Here is a 24,957-nt window from a genome sequence, read left to right as displayed (position 1 = left end):
TGATCAGTGCGCAGCGGCGCCTGAGCGGCTGGGTGCAGCCTCGGTCATGCGGCTCATGTCGGCGCCGGGCGTTCCGAGGAGTTCGGCCTGCAGACCTGCGTCGGCCAGCCAGAAGTCGCGCTGGGCATCGATGGCTTGCGACACGCTGGTGATCTGCTCGCGCGCATCGGCCAGAAGCTCGAACACGCCGATGAGCATGCCGTTGTAGCGAAGGACGTTCTCCTCGGCGATGGTCTTGCGCAGCGGCACGATTTCGTCGCGGTAGTGGCGCGCCAGGTCGTACGCGGTCCGGTAGGCGCTGTACTGCTCGCGCACGCGGGAGTTCGCCTGCACAGCGATCTGGGCCGTCCGGTTCACGGCAGCCATGTAGGCGGCCTGTGCGCCGGCTCGGCGGACATCACCGAAGTCGAAGATCGGCAGCGGCAGGCTGACGTCATAGCCCTTCTGCGGCGCGGCTCCGGTCGCGCTGTTCCGCGACACCCCGATCTCCAGCGCGTTGACGACGCTGGTGACCCGGGTGAGACCTTGCTCCCGGGCGAGGAAGTTCAGGCGCGAACGTGCGAGCTGCACATCCAGCCGTTGGTCCAGGGCGGTACGGGCCACACTGGCCTCGTCGCGCGGCGTCTTCGGCAGTTCTGGCAGCCGATCAGGCAGCTTCAGCTGCGCCGCCTGCGCGTCGTTCAGGCCGAGCACGCGGATGAGGGTTTCGCGGGCACTGCGCTCGGCGTGCTGGGCGCGGGCCAGCTGCGCCACGGCATCCGCCGCAAAAGCCTGCTCGCGGGCGCGCTGCAGCTTGCTGTAGTTGCCCACAGCCTGCATGCGGCGGGCCAGTTCGGCGCTGGCGTCCGCAGTCGCCTTGATCTGCTGTGCATACAGGAGGGATTGCTGGGCTGCGACGGCGTTGACCCAGGCGCCCCGCGCCTCATTGGCGGCCTGCACGACGCTGCCGGCCAGCGACAGGCGGGTCATCTCCTGCTGGTAGCTCGCCATGCGCAGGTGGGCTGGCAGCAGGAGCAGGTCGAGCACCGAGAAGCTCAGAACACGATTGATTTCGAGGTCCCGCGTGCCGCCCTCATTGCGCACCAGCCGCTCGAACGCGAACACCGGATTCGGCAGCCGGGCGCTTTGCGTGGCCGCGGCTGAGTCGGCAGCCGCTTCGTACAGCATCGCTTGCAGCGATGGGCTGTAGGCCAGCGCGATCTGCACGGCGTCGTCTGCGCCCAGCGGCCGGGCCAGGCGAGCATCGAGGTCGGACTGAGCCTGCTGACGTGCTTCGTCCGTCGTGAGCCAGCGGGCCACGGCACCAGATTGCTGGCGTCCCAAGTCGCGGGCCGCCTCGAAATTCTGATTGATCGAGGTGCTCGCGCAGCCACTGAGGACCAGGATGGCGGCCAGGGCTGCGACTGCAAGCTTGGGGCTACGACGCAGTCGTGACGTGCGCTGTTCAGCGCCCGAATATGACGTGGTTGATGTGGTCATGCTCAGTGGTGGCCGGAGTGGGAGCCCGATGCGGGGACGGACGCGGCTTGAGCCGCGGGCATGGCAGGGGATTTCGCAGCCCCGCCAGGCGGGGGTTTGGGCATGGGCGAAGCCGGTTGACCTTGCATGGGCATCACATGGCCTTGATGCGGTGATGCCTTGCCTGGCGTCGACGCGCTGCTCGGCGTGCTCGCAGCCGGGGCAAGGGGTACGACTTGCCCAGCAGCGGAGGGGCCACCTTCTGCCGGCATCTTCATCCCACCATGGTTCGCGGGCATCGCGTCGTTCGCTGATGCCGGCGCAGGATCACCCCCCTGGGCTTCCTGCGCATACGCCTGCCAGCCGCCGATCTGGCGAACCAGATCGTTGGACTGTCGCCAGTTGGTGACCGGCTGCTCGGTGAAGGCGCGGTAGCCCTCGAAGGCCGACCGATAGGTGGCCAAGGCGCCAGACGCAGCCTTGGAAGGCGCGGTGCTGTTGGTCTGGGCGGCGGTTGAGCTTTGCTTGACCGCCGGCGGGGTGGTGCTCTGCGCGCTGGCAGGGCCGGCCAGTGCCGAACTGGCCAATGCTGCAGCGATCAGCACAGTGTGGTGAGGTGACATGAAATTCCTGCTTGTGCGAGCAAGGCGCGCCGAGGATGGACACACGCTTGCCAGGGAATGGGAGATCGCTTTGGCGCGCCGGATCTGGCGGCGCTACGACTGGGTCGGTCGGGGCTCATCCAGCTCGTGCACGGCCTGTGCAGGCATGGCGGCGCCGCGCCGGCCCAACCGGCGCTTCAGGAGCGCGACGTTCGTGGCGGCCGCTCGGGCCCGCTCGTCAAGAAGGCAATGGGCGCCTGCGAAGTCCAAGCCATCACGCCCTGGATGGGCACCGCCTCATCGATGATCAGGGTGCGCGATGGCAGGGCGGCGATCGTGCAGCAGCTTGCGCAGACGCTGCACTTTGTCTTTCCTGGCTTGCTCAGGTCATGATGCCCGCCACCGTGCTCATCGTTCGGCTGGCTGCTTGAACCGCCGTTAGCGGCGTGATCGTCGGCGGGATGGTCGTGGCCGGCATGGTGGTGGCCACGCGCTTCGTGGCCTTCGCCGCCCGCAGGGGACAGGCTGTCGGGTAGCGAGCCAGAGGGTGCCGCGGTCGACTGCACGACTGAGGCAGCGCCGATCGACACGTGGTGATGGTCTGGGCCGCAGCACAGCATCGATGCAGACGCCCATCCCTGCATGGGAAGTGCGAGGGCAAGGAGCCACATCAGCGCTGATCTGAGCCAGGACCGCATTCGCAAAGTCTAGTAGAGCGTCTCGGAAGAGGCATCTGTCCGGGCTGCCTGACTTGCACCACGCAGCCCACGGTCATAAGCCCAGGCTGGTTCAGCGTGCCACCAGCTCCGTCACCTTGATGGCGCCGTCGACGCGGTCGGCCTTGAACTTCACGGCGTCACCCACCTTGAAACCGGAAAGCGTGGCAGCGTCGGCGCGGAACACCATGGTCATGCCGGGCATGCCGAGGTTGTCGATCGGACCATGCTTGATGGTGACCTTGCTCTGCTCGACATCGATTTTCTTGATCTCGCCCTCAGCGAAGCTGGCGCCCTTGGCTGCCGGCGCGGTCGCCTGCATCGGTGCCGATGCGGCGTCGCCTGCGGCCAGCGCCCACGGGGCGATCGCACCGAGGGAGGCAATCGTCAGGACGGAGAAGATCATTCGGATGGACATGGATAACTCCTGGAAAGCTTGGCTGTTGCTAGGAACCCGCGGGTGCTTGTTCCTCTGGTCGCCACTTTAGGGACTTGGCTGGCACTTGAGGGTGACTGCAACATTACGAATTCGTAATGAAAGCCAGGCGAGCCACAGCGACACTTCGACGATGCGCATCCTCGTCACCGAAGACGAGCCTCGGCTCGCGGACTACCTCAAGAAGGGCCTGACCGAAGCCGGCTACGTCGTGGACGTGGCGAACAACGGCGTCGACGGCAGCCACCTGGCAACGGAGGGCGACTACGACCTCATCGTGCTGGACGTCATGTTGCCCGGCATCGACGGCTTCGGGGTCCTCAGGAAGCTGCGCGAAACGCGCAACACGCCGGTGCTGATGCTGACTGCCCGGGACAAGGTCGAGGATCGCGTCCAGGGACTCAAGGGCGGCGCGGACGACTATCTCGTCAAGCCATTCGCGTTCAGCGAACTCCTGGCGCGCGTGGAGGCGCTGCTGCGACGAGGCGGCGCCGTGACGACCCAGCCGCTGACGTCGATGCGACTGGGCGACCTTGAGCTGGATTTGGCGCGGCGCAAGGCCACACGGGGGGGCCTGCGCTTGGATCTCACGCCCAAGGAATTCAACCTGCTCACGCTGATGCTGCGGCGGCAGGGAGAGGTGCTGTCCAGGACGGTCCTCGCCGAGCAGGTCTGGGACATGAATTTCGACAGCGAAACGAATGTCGTGGACGTGGCTGTGCGGCGTCTGCGATCAAAGCTGGATGATCCGTTCGATCAGCCGCTGTTGCACACCGTCCGTGGCATGGGCTACGTCCTGGAAGAGCGCTGATGGGTGGGTGCTGCGACTCTTCGCCGGAGCCGTCCCTCTCCTTGCGCGAGCGCATGTCGCTGTCCATGCGTTCCATCTCGGGTCGCTTGACGTTGGCAGTTGCCATCGTAGGCTTGGCGGTCTTCGTCGTGGTGGGATCGCTGCTCCAGTGGGCTCTGCGGCGTGAGCTGGAGCGCATGCGCGAGCGCGATCTCGATGGCCGGGCGGACGTCGTCGCACATTTTTTGGACGAGGTCGAGGCGGGGGACGACCTTTCCGAACTGCGGCATCACCTGGACGACGTGCTGATCGGAGATGGACAGCTGCGCATCTGGTTGATCGCGGACTCGGGCGCCGTGGTCTACGGCGGCAAGATTCGACCTACAACTCAGCCTGCAGATACCACCGCCGCGGTGGGAAAACTGACGATCTGGCGAGAGGACGGCGTGGCGCTGACAGGTCGGTCGTTCCGCGTCAAAGCCCACGGTCCCGTACCCGATGGCGTGGCGCTTATCGGCGTGGACACGCGTGGGGACCAGCGCTTGCTCAGCGCCTACTTGGGCGCTCTTGTGTTCGTCTGCGGGCTGGGTGTGGCTGCGCTGTCGGCACTGGGCGCGTGGGTAGCGCGGCGTGAACTGCGCCCCGTCCGCGAACTGTCCATGGAAGCAGCCGCGATTTCGCCTCGAGCGCTATCGTTGCGACTGTCGTCTCAGGGGGTGAGCGCCGAACTCGAGGACCTGGTCGACAGCTTCAACCGTGCGCTAGACCGGGTGCAGTCCGCCTACGAGCACCTGGAAGCGTTCAGTGCCGACGTCGCGCATGAGCTGAGAACGCCGCTGACCACGATGATCAGCGCCACAGAGGTCGAGCTTGCCCGAGAGCGCACGGTCGCCGAACTGCGCGACACGCTGTCTGGAAACCTCGAGTCTCTGCACCAGTTGACGACGATGGTCAACGACATGCTGTTCCTTGCGCGCGCTGACCAGGGTGGCACGGCGCAGACCTTGGCAGTCACGGATTTGCGATTGGTCGCAGGGCAGGTCGTCGAGTACTTCGACGCGGTGCTCGACGAGCGGCTTCAACGGGTCGATATCGTCGGCGAGGCCCAAGCGCCTGTGAATGCTGCTCTCGTACGTCGCGCGCTGGCCAACCTGCTGAGCAATGCGAGCCGGTACACGCCGGCCGGCAGGGCCATCTCTATCCAGCTGAGCACGGTGTCACCGGCATCGACCGACGAACGAGTTGCCATCACCGTGGTCAATCCTGGTGAAGGCATCGACCCGGCGGTACTGCCACGGCTGTTTGAGAGGTTCTTCCGTGCTGACACCTCGCGCCAAGGGTCTGCCGAACACCACGGGCTGGGTCTGGCCATCGTCCGCGCGATCGCGCGCATGCATGGCGGGGACGCCTTTGCCACGAGCGCAGACGGCATCACAAAGGTCGGCTTTACGCTTCGCAGCCGGGAAACCAGCCTATTGCCTGGCGATGGCGGCATCGAGCCGCATGGAGACCCATGACGAAATCGTAATCCGCGCGTTGGGCTGGCGTCGGTGCCCAGTTCCTAGAGTTCAAGCGTGCATCGGGCACTCAACCAACGAAAGGAACGCACATGAAGACGCTCATCATCACCACCACGCTGGTCGCCACACTCGCAGGCATCGCCGCGCCGGCGCAGGCGCGTGACGCGCTCGAAAACGCCGTCAAGACGACGATCGAGCTGCAGGACGGCTCGACGCTGTATGTCTTCAAGGACGGCAGGATGGCCAAGGAAGACTCCTTCGGCCGCGCCGTCTTCCTCAAGGCCGGCGAGACGCTGAAGGCCAAGGACGGCCGAGAGATCAAGGCCGTTGGCAACGAAGTTGCACGCCTGGATTCCCTGTTGCGCGAGGGTCACGGCGGCTGACGTCAAGTTCAGGTCGCCCCAGCTGAGACGGGCACGCAGATTGCCGACGTGAGGCTCAACTTTCAGGAGCACACATGCGCACCCGTTTCGCCCTACCTATCGTGGTTTCCTTCATCATCGCTGTGCCGGCAGTGAGCTTCGCTCAGACTGACTCGATGGGTATGAAGGGGCAAGCTGATCAAGGCTCACAGCAGCTGCATCAAAAGATGAGAAGCGGCATGGAAAGCATGCAGGCGATGAAGCCCACTGGCAACGTCGACAAGGACTTCGCGATGATGATGAAGATGCACCACCAACAAGCGCTGGACATGGCCGAGATCGAACTGCGCAATGGCAAGTCGCAAGAGATGCGCGACATGGCGCAGATGATCATCACCGCGCAGAAGAAAGAGATCGCGCAGTTCGACAAGTGGCTGGCCGCCAACAAGTGAAGTGAGCGCAAAAAGCGCTTGCAGGATGATCCGGCTTGCCAGCCTCGCGAGAAAAAGAGCCCTTCGATGGAAGACTTCGCAAGCTTCCAGCGATCCCTTCTTGGCTCAGGATCAGTCGGCGGCAAGTGCGTGGATGATCGGGCAGCCGGCCTTGGTTACCCCCGTGTCGCATTGATGCAGCAGCGCCGTCAGCGCTTTGCGCATCGCTTTCAGGTCGGCTAACTTCTCCTCGATGACCTGTAGCTTGTGGGCTGCCAGTTCGCGTGTTTCGACGCAGGCGCAGGCCTCGTCGAGGTCGAGCAAGCTGCCCACTTCGTCCAAGGTGAAGCCCAGCACCTGTGCTCGCTTGATGAAGCGCACACGCTTGATTGCATCCGAGGCGTAGCGGCGATGCCCGCTCGTCGGCTTGTCGGGTTCAGCCATCAAGCCGCGGCGCTGGTAGTAGCGGATCGTCTCGACGTTCACGCCGGCCTCGTTGGCCAGTCGCCCTATCGTCAGCTCGGTTGTCATCTGAATCCCCTTGACTCCGTACCATGGTACGGACTCTAGACTGTGCGCCATCGAACAAGTTAACCCCGGTGATGGCAATGTTGAGGATCAAGGGTTCGCTGATTGCTAGCGTGCTGGCGGCGGTCGGCGCGTCGGTATGTTGCGTCGGGCCGCTGGTACTGCTGACGCTGGGCATAGGTGGCGCATGGGTCTCCAACGTGACTGCGCTGGAGCCGCTGAGGCCCTGGTTCCTGGCCACGACGTTGCTTTTCCTGGGCCTGGCGTTCCGGCACCTGTACCTGCGGCCGCAGGCCTGCGAACCAGGTGCTATGTGCGTTGAGCCAATCGTCCTCAAGCGCCAGCGGCTGATCTTCTGGGTTGTTGCACTGGCACTCCTCTCGTTGTTGTCTGTGCCTTGGTTGGCACCGCTTTTCCTCTGAAGGGATTACCCATGCGTAGCTTGTTTGCCGCGGTGCTTGTCGCAGTGATGCCGTTGGCCGCGCTCGCCGCCACGGCGCAGACCGCCGTTCTCGACGTCCAGAACATGACCTGCGGGCTGTGCCCGGTGACGGTGAAAAAGTCGCTGGAGCAAGTGGCCGGCGTGACTCAGGTGCGGATCGACTTCGCGAAAAAGACGGCCACCGTGACGTTCGACGCTGACAAGACCAATGCGACGGCATTGACCAAGGCCACGACCAACGCGGGCTACCCCTCGACGGCTCACAAGTGATAACGACCGCACCTCAATTGGAGTCGATGCTGACATGCCCGGAGTGCAGCCACGCCAAGCGCGAGGTCATGCCGACTGACGCCTGCCAGTTCTTCTACGAGTGCGAGCACTGCAAGACCGTGTTGCGGCCGAAGGCCGGTGACTGCTGCGTGTTCTGTTCGTACGGCTCGGTCAAGTGCCCGCCGGTGCAAACGCAGCGGGGCTGCTCGAGTTGCGGCGCCTGATGGGCGCCAACGGTGCGGCAGCAGCTGCAGCGGCTCATCACCGCGGCAGCGCGCTTGCCCGTATGCAGTGAGCCTGCGAACAGCCAGTTCCAACGGCCCAGCGCGATCGGTCGCGTCTGATCTTCGACGCCGTTCTTAGCTTCCATCTTGTCCAGCCAATTGCCGGCTGGACAAGATCGATAGCACTCCCAAAGCGCTTCTCAAGACGGGCTCGCTGGACGCTTGCGGGGCTTTCTACATTTCTGGGGGCAAGTTCGCGGCGCGATAGCCGAGGAACGATCAGATCTTGAAGTCGTCGAAGGCCACCCGGTCGTCCTTCACACCGAGTTTCTTCAGCAGCGCAAGCATCGCGGCCAGCATCGCTGGCGGACCACACAAGTAGAAATCGCAGGCCTGCAGGTCAGGGTGTGACTGCAGCAGTCGTTCCTTCACCACCTCGTGAACCATGCCGGAGGGATGCTCCGTGCCTCGCTCGTCCGACAGGACCAACTGCCAACTGAAATTGGGATAGCGCGCCGCCAGGGCTTGCATCTCGTCGACGTAGGGAGCATCGGCAACCGCGCGAGCGCCGTACCAGAAATGGATGGGCTCTTCGGCACCGGACTCCAGCAGATCCCTCACCATGGCGCGCAATGGCGCCATCCCTGCGCCGCCGCCGATGAAGATCTTCTCCCTCTCGCCGTGGCGAATGGCGAAGTCCCCGAAGGGCCCGCTGTACTTCAGCTTGTCACCCGCCTTGAGGCCAAAGACATAGGACGATCCTTTGCCTGGCGGATGGTTCTTGCCACCCTGCTTGCCGTGGCAGAAGCGCACGAGCAAAAACAGCCGCCCGTTCGTCTGGTGGACGGGTGCCGACAACGAGTAGGACCTGCGCAACAAGCTGCCGCTGGTCCATTGCGTCGGCAGATGCAGGCCGGCCCACGCTGGGCGGTGCTCGTCCGGCGATTCGATCTGGTGCTTGCCCATCTTGTAGGCCGGCACATGGATCTGGATGAACGAACCGGGCCGGTAGTCAGGGCCGAGCTTGTCCTTGGGCAGCAGCACGACCTCCCGCAAGAAAGGCGACAGCGCACGGACACTTTCGACTTCGGCATCGTGCACGGCCCCGAGTTCGGCACCACCGCGGACTTCGATGTCCAGGTTGCGGTCGATCTTGAGATTGCAGGCCAGACGGCCGCCGGCTTCTATCCTCGACGGCGAAAGGAGCGCGCGGTCAGCGCTGGTTGCGTCGGGAGCTGCTCCGCGCACGCGCACCTCGCACAGACCGCAGGTCTGGCCACCACCGCAGTTGGACGGCAGCTGCAGCCCTTGCTGGGCCAGCGCGGAGAACACGGTGTCGCCGGCGTGGGCACGCACGCTGCGCAGGCGACTGCCATCCGGCGCATGGATCATCAGCGCCCGGGTGCCGCGCCACCGCTTCGGGATGAAGTCGGCCAGGCTGAAGCTCGTGAACAGCAACCAGATACCGCTCAGCGCCAGCCAGAATCCACCGACGGCCGCACTGACCACGAGCGGATTGTTGAAGTCCTGGCGTCCGCTGTAGTCCATGATGTGGAGCATCCAGAAGAAGTCGAACAGCCGCCAGGTCTTGTTGCGGTGCTCCAGCACGTCGCCCTGCAAGGTCAGGTAGACGGTGGTGTCTTCTGCGTCCGCGAAGGCGACGCGCCATACCTTGCCGTCGTGAGCACGAGTCTCCAGGGACTTGTCGACGAGCTCCGCTGACTTCACCGCGCCCGGGCCGCGGTACGAGGCCTGCGCGAGGCGCTGAGCCAGGGCGGCATCGAGCTCGACCCGCTGGCCGCTGTGAGCGTCGATCAACTGGGTCGACTTCTCGCTGACCAGCCGATAGACGGGGCGGTCCATCAACCAGCCTGTGGAGGCCACCTGGGTCAGGGTGCGTTCCTGCGTCAGAAGGCTACTCACCGGTTGAACGTCCTGAGGCCAGGCCTTCTTGGCGGCCGCCGGCGCTCGGAACTCCCGCCCGCGTACCTTCTCGGCGTCGAGAAGACTCATCACCAGCCCGCTGCACATCCACAGCACGAGCTGCAGGCCGATCAGCAAACCGATCCACTTGTGGATCTTGCGCATCCAGGGGGTCATGGCTGTGCCCTCCGACGGAAGCTGTAGAACACGAGCCAGGCGCCGCTCAGAGCAAACACCAGCCCGGTGCCGGCCGCGACGCGCAGCAGGTTGTTGTTGACGTCGTCGCGGGTGTCGTAGTCCATGATGTGGAACATCCACAGAAAGTCGAACCAGCGCCAGAGATCGTGACGGCGGGCCAGCAGGTCGCCCGTGTCCGGCGAGAAGTACAGCGTCGTGTTGGATCGGTCATCGAAGCGGACGGCCCACATCGGCACCGGCCGCTTCGCCACCTCCTGGGGTGCCTGCGTGATCCAGGTCACCTCGCGGATTTCAGCCTCACCCTGGTAGATGTCCTTGGCGCGCGCAACGATTTGCTCCCTTGCCAACGGGCTCAGCACATTGCCTGTTCGCGCGTCAACAAGCGTTGCCTTGCCGCCGGCCCGCAGCTCGTAGACCTCCTTGCCCAAGAACTTCTTGAGCTTCATCGACTCGAAGCCGGGGCGGATCTTGGCGAGTTGCTCGATGTCCAGCCGCTCGCTGACCTGGTCGAGAGGGCCATCGAAGACATGGGCGAGGTGGTCGCCATGGATCACCTCGAGCGAGATTGCGGTCATGTACAGGCCACTGACCATCCAGAGCAAGGCCTGGACGCCAATGACAAGGCCAATCCATTTGTGGGCTCGGCGCACCCAGAAGGGTAGGTTCATAGGAGATGTCTCACTGCATTTGATACGTCACGGGGCACCGCGGGGCAAACCGCGGCGCCCCGCTGGACTTACCAGCGATAGCCGGCGCGAACGTGCCAGCGACGACCTTGGAGGTCATAGGTCATCGTGTCGGTGTTCGCATCGGTATAGGACTTGACGAACGGCGCCTTCTTGTCGAGCAGATTGTCGACACCGACAGCGAAGTCCAGCTGCTTGCTGTAGGCGTACTTCAGCTGCGCCGAGTGGTAGGTGATCGCCGGTGCCTTGGCCCCGATGTCCGTCGGTGCGGCATTGATGTCGTCGGCCGAGCCGATGTACTGCAGGGTGTAGGCCCCCGACCATGCCCCCTTGGCCACCGTCAACGAGGTCAGCGAACGCCACTGCGTGTAGCTGCCTCGGCCGCCGGTTGTCTTGTTGGTGTAGTCGATGGCAGCGGCGCCTGGGAACGGACGGACCTGGTAGTTCTTCAGGTGCGACACCTCTGCATTGATCGTGCTCGTGAAACCGCCGAGGCTGAACTCGTACAGGCCGCCCACGTCGAAGCCGGATATCTTCTCGTCAGCGGCGTTGACCGGTTGCGAGGACAGGAAGTCGATCTCTCCAGTGGTCTTGTTGCGCGTGAAGCTGGAAGAGCTGCAGAAGATGTGCGTGAGGCCCGGCGTGTTGTAGCAAGTCGCCAGCTTCGTCGATCCGGCCACGCTCTGGATCGCGTTGGTCACCTTGATGTTGTAGTAGTCCAGCGTCAGGGTGAGGGTCTTCATCGGAGCCCAGACCACACCTGCGGTCATGGTCTTGGCGTCTTCAGGCTCGAGCTTGGGATTGCCGCCCACCGTCGTGAGGATGGTGTTGCCCAGCTGCTTGAAGCCTGCGGGAACGCCAGCCGCCTTGCAGTTCTGCGACACGACGGACGAGGCGGGTAGGGTGCTCCAGTTGCTGCAGGGGTCGGTCGTCGTCAGGTTGCCTTCCGACACGCCGCCGTAGAGCTCGGGGATGTTCGGGACACGGAACGCCGAGGACACGTTGCTCCGGAACTTCAGGCTCGGGACCACCTGCCAGTCCAGACCGGCCTTGTAGGTGCTCTTGGAGCCGAACAAGCTGTAGTCAGAGAAGCGCGCCGCGGTGTTGAACTGCAGCGACTCGACGAAGGGCAGGCGCTTGAGCAGCGGCACGGCCAGTTCCGCATAGACCTCGCGCGCCGTGTACGTGCCAGAGATCGGATCTTGCCGGTTGGTGTTGGCCACGCCGATGACAGTCAGGTTGTCGGGGTTGCGCCAGCCGCTTTCCTTGCGAACTTCTGCACCTGCTGCAAATCCCACCGGTCCGGCAGGCAGCGTGAACAGCTCGCCGCTGATGTTGGCGCTGATGCTCTTCTGGTCATTGCCGCCGGTGTCGCGCGTCGTCGCGAGGATGTAGCGCAGCACCTCGGGTGTCAGGTTGCCGTAGCCGAGGTAGTTGCCGCAGGGAATTGCAGCGCCAGGTGCCGTGCTGCACTTGGTGCGGTCCAGCGTCTGGTCGACCCGGTCCAGGTTGGCTACGTTGGTCGTGCCATCCACACCGGTGTTGCGTCCCCAGTTGACTGCCGCGGACCAGTCCCAGTTGTCGCCGATGCTGCCCTTCACGCCGGCCACGACGCGGAAGATGTTCGACTCCTGGGAGAAGGTGCGGGTGCCGGCTTCCTCCAAGCGTCGACGTTCGAGAACGAGGCTCTGGCCGGTGGGGTTGGTGGGATGGTTGGCCGCGATGTTGATGGGTCGGTAGACACCCAGCGATCCAGGCGTGGCCAACTGGTTGGACTCGCGATGCGAAAACAGCATCTCGGTGAACAGCTGGGTGTCTTCGGTCAGCTTCACGGTGCCGAAGGCGCTCAGACCCAGGCGCTTGATCGGGTTGACCGCGTTCAGCGCCGGGTTGCTGTTGTAGTTGTGCTTGGCGGCAGAGTAGGGCTCATACGCACTCGGATTGCCCCCCGGCGTCTGGTTGAAGTTGACACGGGTGCCGTCGGCCAGGCGGGCCCGCCCGCCGATGGTGGCGGAACTGCCGACACATTCGAGCTTGCCGTTGACTTCGCCGAGGCCGCATGGCGCGCGGGTGGCCATGTTGATGGCGCCGCTCTCCGAGTAGTTGATGCCGGTGACGAGCGAGCCGCCGGCCGCCTGCAGCCCCCATGACAGATCGATGGCCTTCTCGTCGCCGTCGCCTCGCGTGGTCTCGCCGTAGCGCGCAGAGGCCTCCACGCCCTTCAGACCGGTCTTGGTGATGATGTTGACCACGCCGGCGACCGCGTCCGCGCCGTAGATGGCCGACGCGCCGTCCTTGAGCACCTCGATGCGCTCGATCATGGCGACCGGGATCATGTTCAGGTCGACGGAGCTGTTGGCGCCGGTACCGCCGTTGACGACGCGGCGGCCGTTGAGCAGCACCAGGGTGCGGTTGATGCCCAGACCGCGCAGATTGACCTGGGTCGTGCCGTAGCCGTTGCCAGTCCAGTAGGCGCTGGTCTGGTTGCCGGCGGTGCCTGCAGAGGCCGGAAGGCGTTGCAAGAGGGTTTCGGCGGAGATGGCGCCGGTGCGCTGGATGGTCTCGGCGTCGATCATGGTGACCGGGCCGACGCCGGAGATCTGGGCCTGCTTCAGGTTGATGCGGCTGCCAGTGATTTGCACCTTGTCCAGTGAAGTAGGTGCAGCGCCAGCGTCAGCAGCAGGAGCTTGGGCCATGGCGCTGTTGACGAGAAAGAGGACGGCAGCAGCGACCGCCGTTTGGGTAAGTCTGATGGGCATCATGTACATCCAGTTGGGTGCCTGGCGTCGCCGATTCAGTGGCCGGACGCGGTTCATGGCACCTGCGAACAGTTGTTCGTTGGCGAGCACATGGCGAAGGACGAGCCGGAAGGAATTGGGCTCGAAACGGGGCGCGATGAGAGAGCCGGCCGTCTATCGACGCATGCGACTCAGCCAAACCTTGTGCCAGCAGTAAGTGCGTGCGCCATCGCGCTCGCAGCCTGCCGGCGGCGGTGCTGAGTCAGCTGGCTCTGGGTGGGCGCTCCTGCCCTGACAGCAGGAATTCCGCTCTCGGTCCGAGGGACTCGGGGAGGAGGGTGAGCGGAAGCGGGAGCGCATCGGTCCCGACATTCGCGTTCATGGCCATGGCCGGGCAGGTGCCGCAGCCAGAGCATTGACTGCAGGGCGTCAGATCGCAGCAGTGGTCGGCTTGCTGATCTGCAGAAACAGTCTTCGAGGTCCGCTTCGCCTTGGCTTTGGCCTGTTTGGCATGAGTACCCGACACTGCCGCGTGCTTGGAGATGCTCGCGCCCTGCGTCGCATCCCGGCGCAGTTCAGCAGCCGTCGGCGCGGTCGTTGCCGAAGCAATGACCGCTGTTGCCGGTATCAAAACGGCGAACAAGACGAGGAGCCAAAAGGCGAGCAGCTTCATGCGGCGGCAGGTGAATGTGTTGCATTGCACCAAGCCGTCGCTTGCCTGTCTAGCTAGGGAGTTCCCCGCCGCCTTGGCGTGACTTTTGGCCGCAAGGCCGCAGCCGCCGTCGCCTAGGAGCGGTGGCTATGCCTGAGGCCACCGCCTGCTCACTTGGTCTTTGACGCGCAGGCCTTCAACTGTGCTTCGTGGCGCTCTCTGCGCAATTGATTGATGTAGGGGCTCGTATCCGCCCGTGGTCCGTGGTCGAGTTGCAGCACCAGCGGGTCCACACGACATTCGCCTTGTGCACCTGATGGGGGCAAGGAACTGGCATGTTGGGCAGGTTGGACAGCGGCCTGCTTGTCCTTCCGAGCCTTCTCGATGATCTGCCAATCAGGGCCTGCCAGCGCTGGTGCAGCGGCTGAGAGGGTGAATGAGCCGATGAGGATGATGAGTAACTTCTTCATGATGAACTCCTTCATGGGCTGGCGGGTGGACTGCCAGCACGCGCATTGATGAACCGGTGTCGCTCAGCGACCGGCGTAGAACTGATGAAACGGTGAGTTCGCGCGGCCCAGCTCGCCTCAGTACGAACGTGCGCAGACGCTCGCCGTGTGTTGGCGTAGTGGGGATGACGTGACCCAGCGCGCGTATCTGCGCGGCTGGCCAACGGAGTCAGCTCAGCGCGCGCTGCGGCAAGGGATCAAAGTCGGAAGCAGCAGTGCCGAATCGCGATGGGCGGCGCCGTGGTGCGCTGCAGGAACGACGCCTGCTCGGACGCCGGTAGTGGCAAGGCGAGAAGGGGTTGCAGCGGGAGAAGGATGGTCGAGACGATGGCGACAGCCGGTGTGACAGTCGGCACTTCTGGCTTGTCCAGCGACGACTTGCCGTCAAGGCAATGCGCGTGGCAAAGACTGGGGCTGGCAGCGTCCGGCTGATCGCAGCCAGGCATCTTCGAAGCCGATGCCTGGTTAGCAACCCAACTGTCGGGAGCGCCCTCGCTTTGAAGGTCCGGACAGGAATATGACGCCACGGCCGCCTGCATGAACAGCATGCTGAACAGCGCGATGAGCGCGGTCAGGATGCGGTGATTGCGGGACGGTCTCATAGTCATAGATTAGGTCGTGGCTACCGGCTTTTCCTTACGTTTTCAGCCTGCCAGGCCAAGCCTGAAGCGCCAGTTCTTCCACTGTAGACCTTCCCATAGTGGGAAGGTCAAGCCCCATTGCAGAGCGCGCGATCGACAATTCGCTGCGGCCCGGTCGCGTCCGAGACCCCTCCTTGCAGAAACTCCAGGAGATTGGCCCCGAACACGAACCGTCCGGGATACGCCGATCCTCAATCTGCTCAGCTTAAAAGCTGCCCGCGTGCGCCACCGCTCGACATCGGCAAGTCGCCGAGTTGCCGCTAACCTTGTTGCCACCCGTTCAAAGGAAGAGTGCAGGTGTGTGAGACCGTCATCGAGAACGAACATGCTTCGCGTATCGCGAGGCGGGCGTTGGACCACGCCCTGGAATGAACGCCGCGACCGCTGCTCCAGGGCTTCTAGGCGACACCTCGGCGCGCGACTACGCGCGCAAGTTGACGCTCTTCAACGCGTTCGCCGCGCCGGAGATCCGCCTGGCGATCGCGAGTCTGGCTCTTGAGCCCGGCATGCGCGTCCTCGATGCGGGGTGTGGCACGGGCGAGGCGCTCGGCTGGCTGTCTGCAGCGGTGCAACCTGGAGGCACGGTCGTCGGCATCGACCTGTCGACAGCACACGTGACCGCGGCACGCACGAAGGCGCCCGAAGGCTCCCTAGTCATCCAGGGTGACCTGCAGCGTGCACCACTGGCCGCCGCGAGCTTCGACGTCATCTGGTCATCCAACACCTTCAACCACTTCCGAGACCGCCTGGAGGCCGTGAAGGCGGTGTCGGGCCTACTTCGACCAGGTGGGCGCATCGCATTCGCGCAGAGCGCCTTCCTGCCGGACATGGTCTTCGCCTGGGATTCGCGGCTGGAGCGGCTGACGAACGAAGCAGTGCGGCGCTACTACCGGGATCGCTATAGCCTCGAAGAACGCGACCTGGCGGACATTCGGGCCATCGTGGGCCTTCTTCGATCGGCCGGCCTTTCCCGCGTCACGGCGCGCACCTTTGTGATCGAGCGCGTGTTGCCGTTGCGTCCCGAGGACGAGGACTACCTGCTCGAGGCCATCTTCCAGAAGACGTGGGGAGCACGGTTGAAGCCCTATCTCGCGCCAGCCGACTACGAAGAACTATCCCGACTTTGCGATCCTCAGCATCCGGAGTTTGCGCTGCGGCGCCCGGACTTCCACTTCCTGCAGACCTTCACCTTGGTGGTGGGCGAGGTTTGACGGCCGTCGCGTCAATCCAGACCGAGGAGATCTCTCAGGCGAGCCTTGATGCCGGCCCGGTGGGCCGGTTTAGCAGTCAGCTGGCAGGAAGCATCGTCACGCAGGCTGTCGGTCCAGGCCAGCAGGCCTTTAAGGTCGTCGGGTAGGGGCGACCGCCTTGCAAGATTGACCCAGCAGGTGGTGTAGTGGACGCGATCGTTTTGCGCATTGGCATCTCGATGAGCCACCAGCGCATCGATCAACGCGGGCGCCTGGTCAGGCGCGCTCAGTCGCCAGTAGCCAACGAGAAAAATGTCGGAGAACACCTCGCGCCATTGCTGTGTTGCCGGCTCTTCAGTGGCGGCCAAGTAGCCGTTGATGTCGGACACCTTGGTCGCTTGGACCGGCGCAATGGAATGCGTGGCGACTTTGCGGCTGGCCGCGAGAGCCAGGTCGCGCCACGTGTCGACGCAATGGCCAAGCTCATGGATAGCAACGCCCCGGACCCACAAAGCTGGATCCACACCGGAGCCGCCCCCGAAACCGGCGTGAATTCGGTTCGGTGAAAAGTTGAGGGTACAAAAGCCTGACCCCAGCCCCATCGACGCAACCGAAGCCTCTGGCACGCGCACACTGGTCAGAGACCAGCTCTGATCGACGCCACCGAGGACCACGTTGACGCCAAAGGTGTCGCTTGCAAGCTTCCGGATCGCTTCGAAACCTCGTGGATCAGCGGCATAGGCTTCGCGCTCGAGCTGGAACGAGCGCTTGGAAGCGGACTGGGTGATCAGCATGGCCGAATCGGGCACCAGCATGGAAACAGCGACGGCAAAAGCGCCTGCTGTTGAGCAGAGCACCCGCCGCTGCCAGCGGGCGGCCGTCGAGACCTCGTGATCAAAGATGCTCAAGGTCGCCGCGGTCGCGTAGCCGAGCAAGCCAGTCAGTCCCAGGGTCACGAGATAGAGCACTGGCTGCGGGGCGAGAAGCCAGCTCAGGTTGCATAGAGTCGCCAGCACCAAGGACCAAGCCGCCAGCAGCAAGCCAGCTCGCATCAGGTTGGGAGACTCCTCGCACATGCGCATGCGTCGCATGAGATGGCTCTTCTGGTCCAGGTTCAGCCTGTGCAGCTGCTCGTATTCGTCGAGGCGCGCCTTGAACTGCCGCTTCCACCCAGGTCCGCGATCAATTGCATGTTGTTCGAGGCCGGCACCGATTTCATGCGGCTGGATGTCCGCCACCACCCTCAGGACGGCAAAGAGGTAGCGGACGCGGTCTTCGTTCGGTACCCGATCCGCTCGGGTTGATGACTGACGCTTAGCGAACGCGGCCACGGGAGGGGCGGGGCTTGCGCGGCGCCGGCACCGCTTCCTCCGGCGGATCGCCCGCTGGATCAAAAAGGGAGCCCGGTGTCACGGCAAGGCTGGTTGCCAGCGCGTGAATCATCGTCAGCGTCGGGTTGGCCTGGCCCGTCTCGATGCGGCTCATGTAGGTCCGGAACAGCCCACAGCGCTCGGCCAGGTCTTCCTGGGTCATGCCGGCAAGCAGACGCAGCTCCTTGATGCGGGAGCCGAAAGCCTTCTGGGGAGCAATTGCACGTGTGGACACGCGCGCACTTTCCAGAAAGTACACTCATTCATACACACACTAATTCGTACATTTCGGCGCGCGCTGTTTTGGCCGATGTTCCCGTTCGGATGTTTTCGTCAGGTCATACATCAAGGAGGATCCATGACCGTTCCACATCACGCTTCTACGTCATCGGTGTCTGCTCGAGTTTTGCAAGCGCTCGCCAGCGCTGCAGGGCTTTTTCTGGTGGGCTCAGGCCTAGCGGGATGCGCAAGCACCACGCCCACGCGGGAGACGAGCCAAGCCTATGCAATCTATGACGTGAAGGCCCCGGACGTGGCGCCTGCACGCCTTGTGGAAGCGGTCAAAGTGGGCCTGCAAAAGAATATGAGCGCGGTGCAGATCAACAACGGCATCCCGCCATCGCCGCTGCCTCAACGGGCACCAAGGTTTCAGCTGGCGTCGCCGCTCAAGGGCACCGGTCTCGCCGCGCTTGCCGCAGCTTCCGGCCAGTCCCTGCAGGTGCCCACCTGTGAAGGCGCGATCATGACGGCCAACGGCCGCGACACGTCCATGTCCAAGTACGGCGAGGGAACGACGTTTTTTGCCTGCGTGATGCCCTACGAGGGCGGGTACTCGGTCAACATCTATTCGACCTTCACCAAGGCGTCAGGAGCGTTCAGCGCGGCGACCCTGGGCGCCACGCTGGCGCGGACTGTCACTGGTGACTCGAGCCAGTTCATTCCGCGGACGATCAACGACATCGTCAATGGGATCAAGGCGACCGGAGCGACCGTCGCGTTGACGGAGGCTTATCCCTAACAAAGCAGGCGCTGGGCCGTCAGGCAAGACCACAATGCACGCTCTGGCATTGGGAGCATGCCCATGGCCGCCTGGCAGTTCGATGTTTTGGCAGTCTTTGACGGCAGCACCTCGCTGCCGCCACCGCTCCGCCGTCGGGCGGAGAAACTGCTGGCCGAGCATTACGGCCAACCGTCGGAAATGTTCAAGGACTTTCGGGTTTACGGAGGACCTGGGGGAAACCGGATCGACCTGATCACCAGTGACGACGGTTGTGGCGAGCTGTGGATGCGGGTCGACGCCCGTGCCGAGATCGACACCTTCATGCGTCAGATCGTGATCCTGATGATCGAGATGGAGTGCGCGCTCAAGGTGGCCGAGACCGGCCTCCACATTCCGGCCCAGATCGACGTTTTCAACCAAGCGCTGCAGCGGTCTGATGCATGGAAGTTCGTGCTCGGCGCGGCTCCGTCGTCAGATGCGGTTTGATGCCGCCCAGACGAAAGGGTAGGGGAGTGGTAGCGTGCGTCTCAGGCCGGCAGCGATCTTCGTTTGGCGAGTTGCACATAGCGCTCATGTGCCAAGCCCAGGACAAAGGAGGCCTTGCTGAGGCGTGACATCGAGGCGGCGTCACCAGGGCGGACTCGTGCCAGGGCCGCGCTGTAGATGCGCTGTGCAGACAAGACGCGACGGTTCGCTTGCAGCAACGGACTGGGTGTCATGAAGCCTCCCGGGTCAGACCCAGCATAGGCGGACCCGTGGGGAAGGTGAAGCCGCTGTTACATAAGTGCGTTCGCAGCTGGCGCAGGTGTGACCTAACTATCGTTTCACCGGCTCTGGTCGACGATCATCCGCAAGTCGTAGTACCGGCCGCTCCACCGCAACGAGTACAAGAAATACGGGTCCAGGATGGTCACGCCGCGATGGGGCTTGAAGTCCAGCGTGGGAATCTTGAAGGACTTGTTCTGGGCGACCTCAGTCATCTGGCTGAATGTCTCTGCCAGCAGCTCACGGTCTGGTCCTTTGTCGTCCGCAACGAGCCGCGCGGCGCGCTCCTCAAGGGAGTCGCGTTGAGCCACGAAGGGGATGTTGATCTTGGGCGGGCTCAACGACAGGGTGGCAACGGCCAGCTCGTTCATCGTCAGGGTTCCCTCGCCCTTGGCGCGGAAGACCCTGGGTGCTGCCGGCTTGGGCGTGTTCTCCAGCAGGTAAATGCTGGCGCTGTAATCCACGGACCGTATCGTCGTGCCGAACACCGCATTGAGCTGGTCCAACCGAACCTGGAAGCGCTCAGGCGCGGGTCGAGCCTCGCTGATCTCCAGCTCCTTGCACAAATCCAGGCAAAGACGCTGCATGAGCTGGGGACTGCCGGCTGACTCGTCTGCAATCGCCAGCAACGCGGACTCGTTGATGATCACGTTTAGCTTCTCGAACCCCTTCATGGCAATCGATACCAGGTCCTCGGCGGACCAGTAGCTGAACTCGATGCGCTCGATGCGGCCGGACAGGTCAGGCAGGTTGGCGATGGGGTCGTCGGCCATGTGCGGCACCTCGGCCAGCACGATCTTGACGTTCTTTTCCGCCGCGGCCTTGAGCTGAGCCGCCACATACCGCTTCATGGTCGAAGGGATGGTGTGGAAGTCGTCGATGAACAAGAACCGCCCCTTGCGCAGCAACTCGTCGGTCGCCGCACCGAACAGGTCGTCTTCGATGGCGTGCTCAAACGATCGCTCTTGGGAGGTCTTTCCGGAGCCGCCGATCTTGCCGCCCAGGCTCACGACACCGAGTTCAAGACCGACTTCTCCTTCGACCTCGGTGCCTTTTTCCATCGTCGTCTGGGTGGTGGCCTTTCGGTCTACCCGAACTTCCAGCTTTGCGGAAACGATCCGCCACAACGACTCCTCGCTGTATAGCGAGGACCCGGGCACCTTCACGAACTGGGCCTCGGGGATCATGCGGTGCAAGGCAACGGTCTTGCCCGACTTGGAGGGGCCCGACACCTGGACGATCATGCCGGGCCTGTTGAAGGCCTCGGTGATCTCGTTCTCGGGGTCCCGCATGCGCTTTGACACCGGGTCGGTGAACCGACGATGGACGTAGGTATGCGTGGGGAATCCCCCGGCGATGAACACGTCGAAGCGTGAAGGCATGATGGCTCCCCTGGATGGTCTTGTCGTAGATAGGTTAGCGACAAAGCTTGCTACGCATAAGTGGGGTCTACAACCTTCAAACTGCTGAGGGTCGAGACCTGGGATCAGGGCTGCGTCCTTGCGGCCTGGCCAATTGGCAGCAAGCGGGGGATCGTCTACTTGCGCTCGAGGTCCAGCACGACGACGGCCACGCGTCCTTCCTGTGCAGCTCGACTGGACGCGATGAGCTTCGTACGGAGCTCTTCGGGGCTGGTGGGGGCTCTCTTGCCGCGTCCCGATGATCTCGGCAACTTGGATTTCGGGACCTGACGGCCGAACCAGAGGACCAGGTATATGCCGCGGCGCTCCGCCGCGTAGTCAGCGGTGTAGAGCCTGTCGAGCTGGGAGTCGGCGGCGGTCCAGACGTCGGCATGCCACTGGCCCTTGATCTCGACCGGAAGCCGCATTCCGGCAAGGATCCCGATGATGTCGGCACGCTTGTCGTTCGCCAGGTGCCCCTCCGGCAGCATTTGAATAGACTCGGGCCGGGGTCCCAGCATGACCAACAAGTAGTCGCGACAGACTTCTTCGTCGTGCGGACCCGTCGGACCGTAGAAACCCCGCCATGAATCGGCCGGGTCCGAACGGACCCGCGCTTGCACTTCATCCAGAAGACAGAGCACCGTCGATTGAAGGTCTGCCACCGTCGACGGCGGCTGGGCGTGCATGATGGCGCCCACGCTGGCGAGCGTGGGTGGGCGGTACCGCTCTTCAGTGGCCTTCCTCCGCTGCTCTGCCGCCAGGACCTTGAGGTATTCCGTGTGGCTGTCCTCGGGCGCGTTGCGAAGGGCGGTCAATCCGGCTATCGCGTCGTCAGATGTCATCTCTGCCAACCGGTCCGCCACGTCGGACAGGAATTCGGACGCCGGCGCGCGGGTGTCGTCGCTGCTGTCGCTCCCGGACACCTTACGCCCATAGGGGAAGACACCCCGGAAGGTGGCGAGCAGCCACGTGAGCTGAGCGGGCGAAAGCGCAACGCTGAACCGGCGGTTTCGGCTGCTGGCAGATCGGCTGCGAATGGCCATGATCAGTTCGGCGTCCGCTTTGGCCCAGCCTGACAGCTGGGACTGGTACGGATCAAAGTTGGCGACGAACTGCACGGCCTGCCAGTTCCGTCGACGCTCATCGCTCAACTGCTGTTTCAGCCGCGCTTCGGCTAGCGAGATCAGCGCTGTGAACCTTCGGGATGCGATGAGACGGTCGATGAGCGTGGCCTCGGGCTCCCCGGCCATGTCAGGTATCTCTTGCAGCCACTGAAGGGACTGATCAGCCGCCTGCTGGTCGGACAGGTCGTCCCAGACCATGGCGTGGAGTTCAGACACGTAGCTGCGCCGTGCCTCCAGCTGCGGGCGGATCCATATCGCCAACGTCGGCGCGACGAGACCTCGTGACTTCGCCTCGGCTTCGACGGCGTCTTGCAGCGTCGGCAGCTTGGCGTGGTCGTCGATTCGCGTGTCCCGCAATTCCAGGAAGCAAGCGGCAATCCTCTCATCGCTGATCCCATCGAACCCGCGTCCGGTGCGCAGCCGCTCGGCGATGGCCGCGACGATGATGGCGCCCGTTTGCCAGCGCTTCGACTCGACGTGGCTGGCGGCCATGGTGGCCGGACTGAGGGCGGCACCGTTGTGAAGGAACGCCTCAAATCCCTGCAAAGCGGCCGCGGTGATTTGGGGGCCCAGCCACTGGGTGAGGCGCTCGACTGGCGTCGCGTCATGATTCAGATCATGGAACTTGTCGAGGTAGGCGCTCGAAAGGTCGATCATGGGTTGGAGTTGACCGCTTGCGATGGCGGTCAGCTTTTTGCCGAAAGTTGCTCGGTGCTGCTGCCATTGAACGGCCTGTTTTGCGGCGCGCCTGCGCTTCTCTTGCTCTTGCTTGATCTCCCATTCAGGCGTCCGGGGTTCAGCCAACCGGTCGATCCAAGCCTGCATGTCAGGCCGGTTCTGCACGAAGCGTTTGGCCGCGTCACGCGGGCCCTTGCCCGCGGTGTCGGAGTGGCGCACCAGCGTCAGCAGATCGCGCCAGCGCTTGTCGGACCGGTTTGTCGGGTCCAAGGTCTCCAAAAGAGCCACGATGTCTTCGTCGCTGTAGCCGTAGCCGCTGGAGCGGCTTTCGAGGCGCCACCCTCGCTGGTAGATCGTCTTCGGACCTGGCTCTTCGAGCAGCACAAGGCGCTGGATGGGGCGGCGCAGGTCAGGGCGGTTCTTGATGAATTCATGCACCTTTGCCCGTGTTGAACCGCCGTAGTACGTGTCGGTGTGGAAGGGCTTGAGCCACTTCCACAAATCAAGCGCCTCAACCGGCTGCCACGAAAGCCGCCTGGCGATGAGGCCGTACGCAAGATCGGTCAGCTCGTGATTCCCAGCTCGCTCAAACCGGCTGCTCGGAGGTGCCAGCAGCTTGGCAAGTTCATCTAGGATGCCGCCGACGCGTGCGTCGGGCGCGATCCGGACCATCTTCGAAAACAAGCCGATGGTCCTGTCGTTGCGCTGTGCGTGGCTGACGACCAATTGCGCGATGTCTGCATCACTGAACGGCCCGAAGCCCTTTTCCTCGACGACGTCCAGAGCCAGCCGCACGCCGTCATCTCCGGCACTTCGCAGCGCTTGAACAAGATCAGGGAGGTTCGTGCGCGAGGAGTCGATCAGCACGTCGCAGGCGCGAGATCGGACGGAGAACGCCTCCTGCGGGTCGAGTGCCATGTGCATGCAGGCATCGAACAGCGGATCGGCAATAGCAGAGCCCCGGACGGCGCCGAGCAGCAGCATGCGCAACCGCAGCGGCGCGCTCCTCTGGCTGACCAGGCCAAGCACCCGATCGAGATGGAACGGCTGCGCCACGCCGGACATCGTGAAACGTTGCCAAGGCCCTTTGAGGAAGTTGGGGTCTTCCAGGGCTGCCTTTTCCAACGCATCCAGCAGCAGACCGGCCTGGGCTCGATCCAGGGAATCAGCGTCGCCGTACTCGATGACGCCCATGGGATCTTTGCCGATGACATCAGCGGCGAGGTCACCGTGATGGGTGGCCAGCCAGGCGTGAAGGCCTCGAAGCGACGACGGTACGACGTCATGCGAGTGGAAAAGGGCCAGCAAGCGCTTGCGCTTCAGCACCGTGGAGCATTGCTTCGCCAGCCACCGTGCGCCGAGATATTCCCCGATGCGCCGGTGGCAGTAGCTGAAACGACTCGCCGCGCCGACCGTGGCAAAAAGCCGGGTGCCCAAGACCGCCCGCAGCTCCGAGGCCATGGGGAGCGCCGCCGCTTCCGCAAACGCGATTTCTCCATCCTCCGAGTTGGCCGTGGCCACCGTCACAGCGTCGCCGCCGGTCAGGATCAAGGCCGCGAATGCAGCGCCGGCGGCATCCAACGCTGCCTCCAGGCTCGGCTGGCGTTCGATCTTTTCTTTGCGGTGTTCAAGGCGCAGCACATCCGCGGCGCGCCGGAAGAGGGCCTCCTTGGTGTTCGGAAGAGGCCCCGCCTTGGCGACGCTGGCAATCATCTCCAGCGTTTGAGGGTTGGCCAGGAGCCCGCCCAGTCCGACGCCTTCGAAGTGCTCGACGACAGCGACCGCGGCGGCTTCGGTGCCGAGCTTGCCGGTCAAGATGGCAAGGACCTCGTCATCGTCGAAGGCGCACAGGTGCATCACCGACAGTTCGGGCTCTGCGTAGACCTCATGGATCGCGGCAACGGCGGTTGCGTTGCGCCAGTCCGCCACGCGGCACGACAGCACGAACCGTGGGTATCCCAAGTCACCGAGCCGCTGAAGGACGAGGTCGACGGCGTCACCGTCTCCCTGGACGCTGAGCTCGTCGAGGGCATCGATGACCACCGTCGTGGCGTCGCCAAGCAATCGAGCCGAATCCAGCCGGGTGTTGTTCAGCTTTCGTGCGGTGCAGTAGACGTGGCCCGGCTGCTGTCCCAGCCAGCTGAGCAGCTCGGTCTTGCCCATGCCTGCCTCGCCAAGAACGACGAACGAGTCTGTTCGGGAAGGCAAAGCGGCTTGCTCAACGGTCACCGCCCCATCAGTGGACTCATGCCAGAGCTTTCGAGGGAGGGTCAGTTGCGGCATCTGCTGCAGAAAGCTCTG

General features: G+C 63.9%; 25 protein-coding genes. 11 read left to right on the top strand and 14 right to left on the bottom strand.

The features are described from left to right. Positions 1–3: 3 nt before the first annotated feature. Together NYP07_RS07880 and NYP07_RS07875 are read right to left on the bottom strand one after the other, a co-directional pair. Positions 4–1,479, bottom strand: a complete 1,476-nt coding sequence (locus NYP07_RS07880) for a TolC family protein (protein ID WP_268149162.1) — start codon at positions 1,477–1,479, stop codon at positions 4–6. 2 nt (positions 1,480–1,481) lie between these two features. Further along, positions 1,482–2,081 (bottom strand): hypothetical protein, encoded by a 600-nt coding sequence (locus NYP07_RS07875; RefSeq protein ID WP_268149160.1) that lies wholly within the window; start codon positions 2,079–2,081, stop codon positions 1,482–1,484. A 57-nt stretch (positions 2,082–2,138) separates the two neighbouring features. Here NYP07_RS07875 and NYP07_RS07870 point away from each other — a divergent pair, with 57 nt between their 5' ends. After that, positions 2,139–2,453: a hypothetical protein gene (locus tag NYP07_RS07870; RefSeq protein WP_268149158.1), complete on the top strand. Its 315-nt coding sequence runs from the start codon at positions 2,139–2,141 to the stop codon at positions 2,451–2,453. A gap of 396 nt (positions 2,454–2,849) precedes the next feature. On the opposite strand, the gene NYP07_RS07865 is transcribed toward NYP07_RS07870, so the two are convergent. Further along, complete coding sequence (locus tag NYP07_RS07865; protein ID WP_268149155.1) at positions 2,850–3,194, bottom strand: copper-binding protein; 345 nt, start codon at positions 3,192–3,194, stop codon at positions 2,850–2,852. Positions 3,195–3,345: 151 nt separating this feature from the next. Between NYP07_RS07865 and NYP07_RS07860 the strand changes: the two genes are divergently transcribed. The 4 genes from NYP07_RS07860 to NYP07_RS07845 all read left to right on the top strand — a co-directional run bounded on the left by NYP07_RS07860 (position 3,346) and on the right by NYP07_RS07845 (position 6,336). Beyond that, positions 3,346–4,023 (top strand): heavy metal response regulator transcription factor, encoded by a 678-nt coding sequence (locus NYP07_RS07860; RefSeq protein ID WP_268149153.1) that lies wholly within the window; start codon positions 3,346–3,348, stop codon positions 4,021–4,023. Between the two features lie 53 nt (positions 4,024–4,076). Beyond that, positions 4,077–5,519 carry a heavy metal sensor histidine kinase gene (locus NYP07_RS07855; RefSeq protein ID WP_268149151.1) on the top strand — a complete coding sequence of 481 codons (1,443 nt, stop codon included), beginning with the start codon at positions 4,077–4,079 and terminating at the stop codon, positions 5,517–5,519. A 92-nt stretch (positions 5,520–5,611) separates the two neighbouring features. Continuing rightward, positions 5,612–5,905, top strand: coding sequence for a CopK family periplasmic copper-binding protein (locus tag NYP07_RS07850; RefSeq protein WP_268149149.1), 294 nt, complete (start codon positions 5,612–5,614; stop codon positions 5,903–5,905). Positions 5,906–5,979: 74 nt separating this feature from the next. Further along, the gene (locus NYP07_RS07845) at positions 5,980–6,336 is read left to right on the top strand and encodes a DUF305 domain-containing protein (RefSeq protein ID WP_268149147.1); all 357 of its coding nucleotides are present in this window, start codon (positions 5,980–5,982) and stop codon (positions 6,334–6,336) included. Between the two features lie 111 nt (positions 6,337–6,447). Here the strand turns inward: NYP07_RS07845 and merR are convergent, their stop codons facing one another. Then, entirely contained in the window at positions 6,448–6,846 is a 399-nt protein-coding gene (gene merR / locus NYP07_RS07840; RefSeq protein ID WP_268149145.1) for an Hg(II)-responsive transcriptional regulator, read from the bottom strand. 71 nt (positions 6,847–6,917) lie between these two features. Between merR and NYP07_RS07835 the strand changes: the two genes are divergently transcribed. Genes NYP07_RS07835 through NYP07_RS07825 form a run of 3 tightly spaced genes read left to right on the top strand, consistent with a single transcriptional unit; the run spans position 6,918 to position 7,779 of the window. Next, positions 6,918–7,265: a mercuric transporter MerT family protein gene (locus tag NYP07_RS07835; protein ID WP_268149455.1), complete on the top strand. Its 348-nt coding sequence runs from the start codon at positions 6,918–6,920 to the stop codon at positions 7,263–7,265. 11 nt (positions 7,266–7,276) lie between these two features. Next, positions 7,277–7,555 (top strand): mercury resistance system periplasmic binding protein MerP, encoded by a 279-nt coding sequence (gene merP / locus NYP07_RS07830; protein ID WP_268149143.1) that lies wholly within the window; start codon positions 7,277–7,279, stop codon positions 7,553–7,555. 26 nt (positions 7,556–7,581) lie between these two features. Next, positions 7,582–7,779, top strand: a complete 198-nt coding sequence (locus NYP07_RS07825) for a GDCCVxC domain-containing (seleno)protein (protein WP_268149454.1) — start codon at positions 7,582–7,584, stop codon at positions 7,777–7,779. 279 nt (positions 7,780–8,058) lie between these two features. Here NYP07_RS07825 and NYP07_RS07820 read toward each other — a convergent pair whose 3' ends face one another. The 6 genes from NYP07_RS07820 to NYP07_RS07795 all read right to left on the bottom strand — a co-directional run bounded on the left by NYP07_RS07820 (position 8,059) and on the right by NYP07_RS07795 (position 15,087). Beyond that, a complete protein-coding gene (locus NYP07_RS07820; RefSeq protein WP_268149141.1) occupies positions 8,059–9,867 on the bottom strand; it encodes a 2Fe-2S iron-sulfur cluster-binding protein in 1,809 nt (602 codons plus the stop codon). 8 nt (positions 9,868–9,875) lie between these two features. Next, positions 9,876–10,568 carry a PepSY domain-containing protein gene (locus NYP07_RS07815; RefSeq protein WP_268149139.1) on the bottom strand — a complete coding sequence of 231 codons (693 nt, stop codon included), beginning with the start codon at positions 10,566–10,568 and terminating at the stop codon, positions 9,876–9,878. A gap of 68 nt (positions 10,569–10,636) precedes the next feature. Further along, a complete protein-coding gene (locus NYP07_RS07810) occupies positions 10,637–13,228 on the bottom strand; it encodes a TonB-dependent receptor (protein WP_268149137.1) in 2,592 nt (863 codons plus the stop codon). Between the two features lie 358 nt (positions 13,229–13,586). Continuing rightward, a complete protein-coding gene (locus NYP07_RS07805; RefSeq protein ID WP_268149136.1) occupies positions 13,587–13,997 on the bottom strand; it encodes a hypothetical protein in 411 nt (136 codons plus the stop codon). A 149-nt stretch (positions 13,998–14,146) separates the two neighbouring features. Then, positions 14,147–14,446, bottom strand: coding sequence for a hypothetical protein (locus NYP07_RS07800; RefSeq protein WP_268149135.1), 300 nt, complete (start codon positions 14,444–14,446; stop codon positions 14,147–14,149). A gap of 236 nt (positions 14,447–14,682) precedes the next feature. Next, on the bottom strand, positions 14,683–15,087 hold the full coding sequence (locus tag NYP07_RS07795) for a hypothetical protein (protein ID WP_268149133.1): 405 nt from the start codon (positions 15,085–15,087) through the stop codon (positions 14,683–14,685). A 407-nt stretch (positions 15,088–15,494) separates the two neighbouring features. Here NYP07_RS07795 and NYP07_RS07790 point away from each other — a divergent pair, with 407 nt between their 5' ends. Further along, positions 15,495–16,337: a class I SAM-dependent methyltransferase gene (locus NYP07_RS07790; protein ID WP_268149131.1), complete on the top strand. Its 843-nt coding sequence runs from the start codon at positions 15,495–15,497 to the stop codon at positions 16,335–16,337. Between the two features lie 11 nt (positions 16,338–16,348). On the opposite strand, the gene NYP07_RS07785 is transcribed toward NYP07_RS07790, so the two are convergent. Beyond that, the gene (locus NYP07_RS07785) at positions 16,349–17,647 is read right to left on the bottom strand and encodes a hypothetical protein (protein ID WP_268149128.1); all 1,299 of its coding nucleotides are present in this window, start codon (positions 17,645–17,647) and stop codon (positions 16,349–16,351) included. Continuing rightward, entirely contained in the window at positions 17,631–17,921 is a 291-nt protein-coding gene (locus tag NYP07_RS07780; RefSeq protein ID WP_268149126.1) for a helix-turn-helix domain-containing protein, read from the bottom strand. The genes NYP07_RS07785 and NYP07_RS07780 overlap by 17 nt, the downstream gene beginning before the upstream one ends. 123 nt (positions 17,922–18,044) lie before the next feature. Here NYP07_RS07780 and NYP07_RS07775 point away from each other — a divergent pair, with 123 nt between their 5' ends. Both NYP07_RS07775 and NYP07_RS07770 read left to right on the top strand, forming a co-directional pair. After that, positions 18,045–18,704 (top strand): hypothetical protein, encoded by a 660-nt coding sequence (locus NYP07_RS07775; RefSeq protein ID WP_268149124.1) that lies wholly within the window; start codon positions 18,045–18,047, stop codon positions 18,702–18,704. Positions 18,705–18,767: 63 nt separating this feature from the next. After that, positions 18,768–19,172 (top strand): hypothetical protein, encoded by a 405-nt coding sequence (locus NYP07_RS07770; protein WP_268149122.1) that lies wholly within the window; start codon positions 18,768–18,770, stop codon positions 19,170–19,172. A 338-nt stretch (positions 19,173–19,510) separates the two neighbouring features. Here the strand turns inward: NYP07_RS07770 and NYP07_RS07765 are convergent, their stop codons facing one another. Together NYP07_RS07765 and NYP07_RS07760 are read right to left on the bottom strand one after the other, a co-directional pair. Then, entirely contained in the window at positions 19,511–20,833 is a 1,323-nt protein-coding gene (locus NYP07_RS07765; protein WP_268149120.1) for a hypothetical protein, read from the bottom strand. A 155-nt stretch (positions 20,834–20,988) separates the two neighbouring features. Next, positions 20,989–24,939: an NACHT domain-containing protein gene (locus tag NYP07_RS07760; RefSeq protein WP_268149118.1), complete on the bottom strand. Its 3,951-nt coding sequence runs from the start codon at positions 24,937–24,939 to the stop codon at positions 20,989–20,991. Between the last annotated feature and the right edge of the window lie 18 nt (positions 24,940–24,957).

It is taken from the genome of Pelomonas aquatica (assembly GCF_026712205.1).
Taxonomy (GTDB): domain Bacteria; phylum Pseudomonadota; class Gammaproteobacteria; order Burkholderiales; family Burkholderiaceae_C; genus Pelomonas; species Pelomonas aquatica.
The sequence above is the reverse complement of the archived record's forward strand: the minus strand, read 5'-3'. Positions and strand labels throughout refer to the sequence as shown.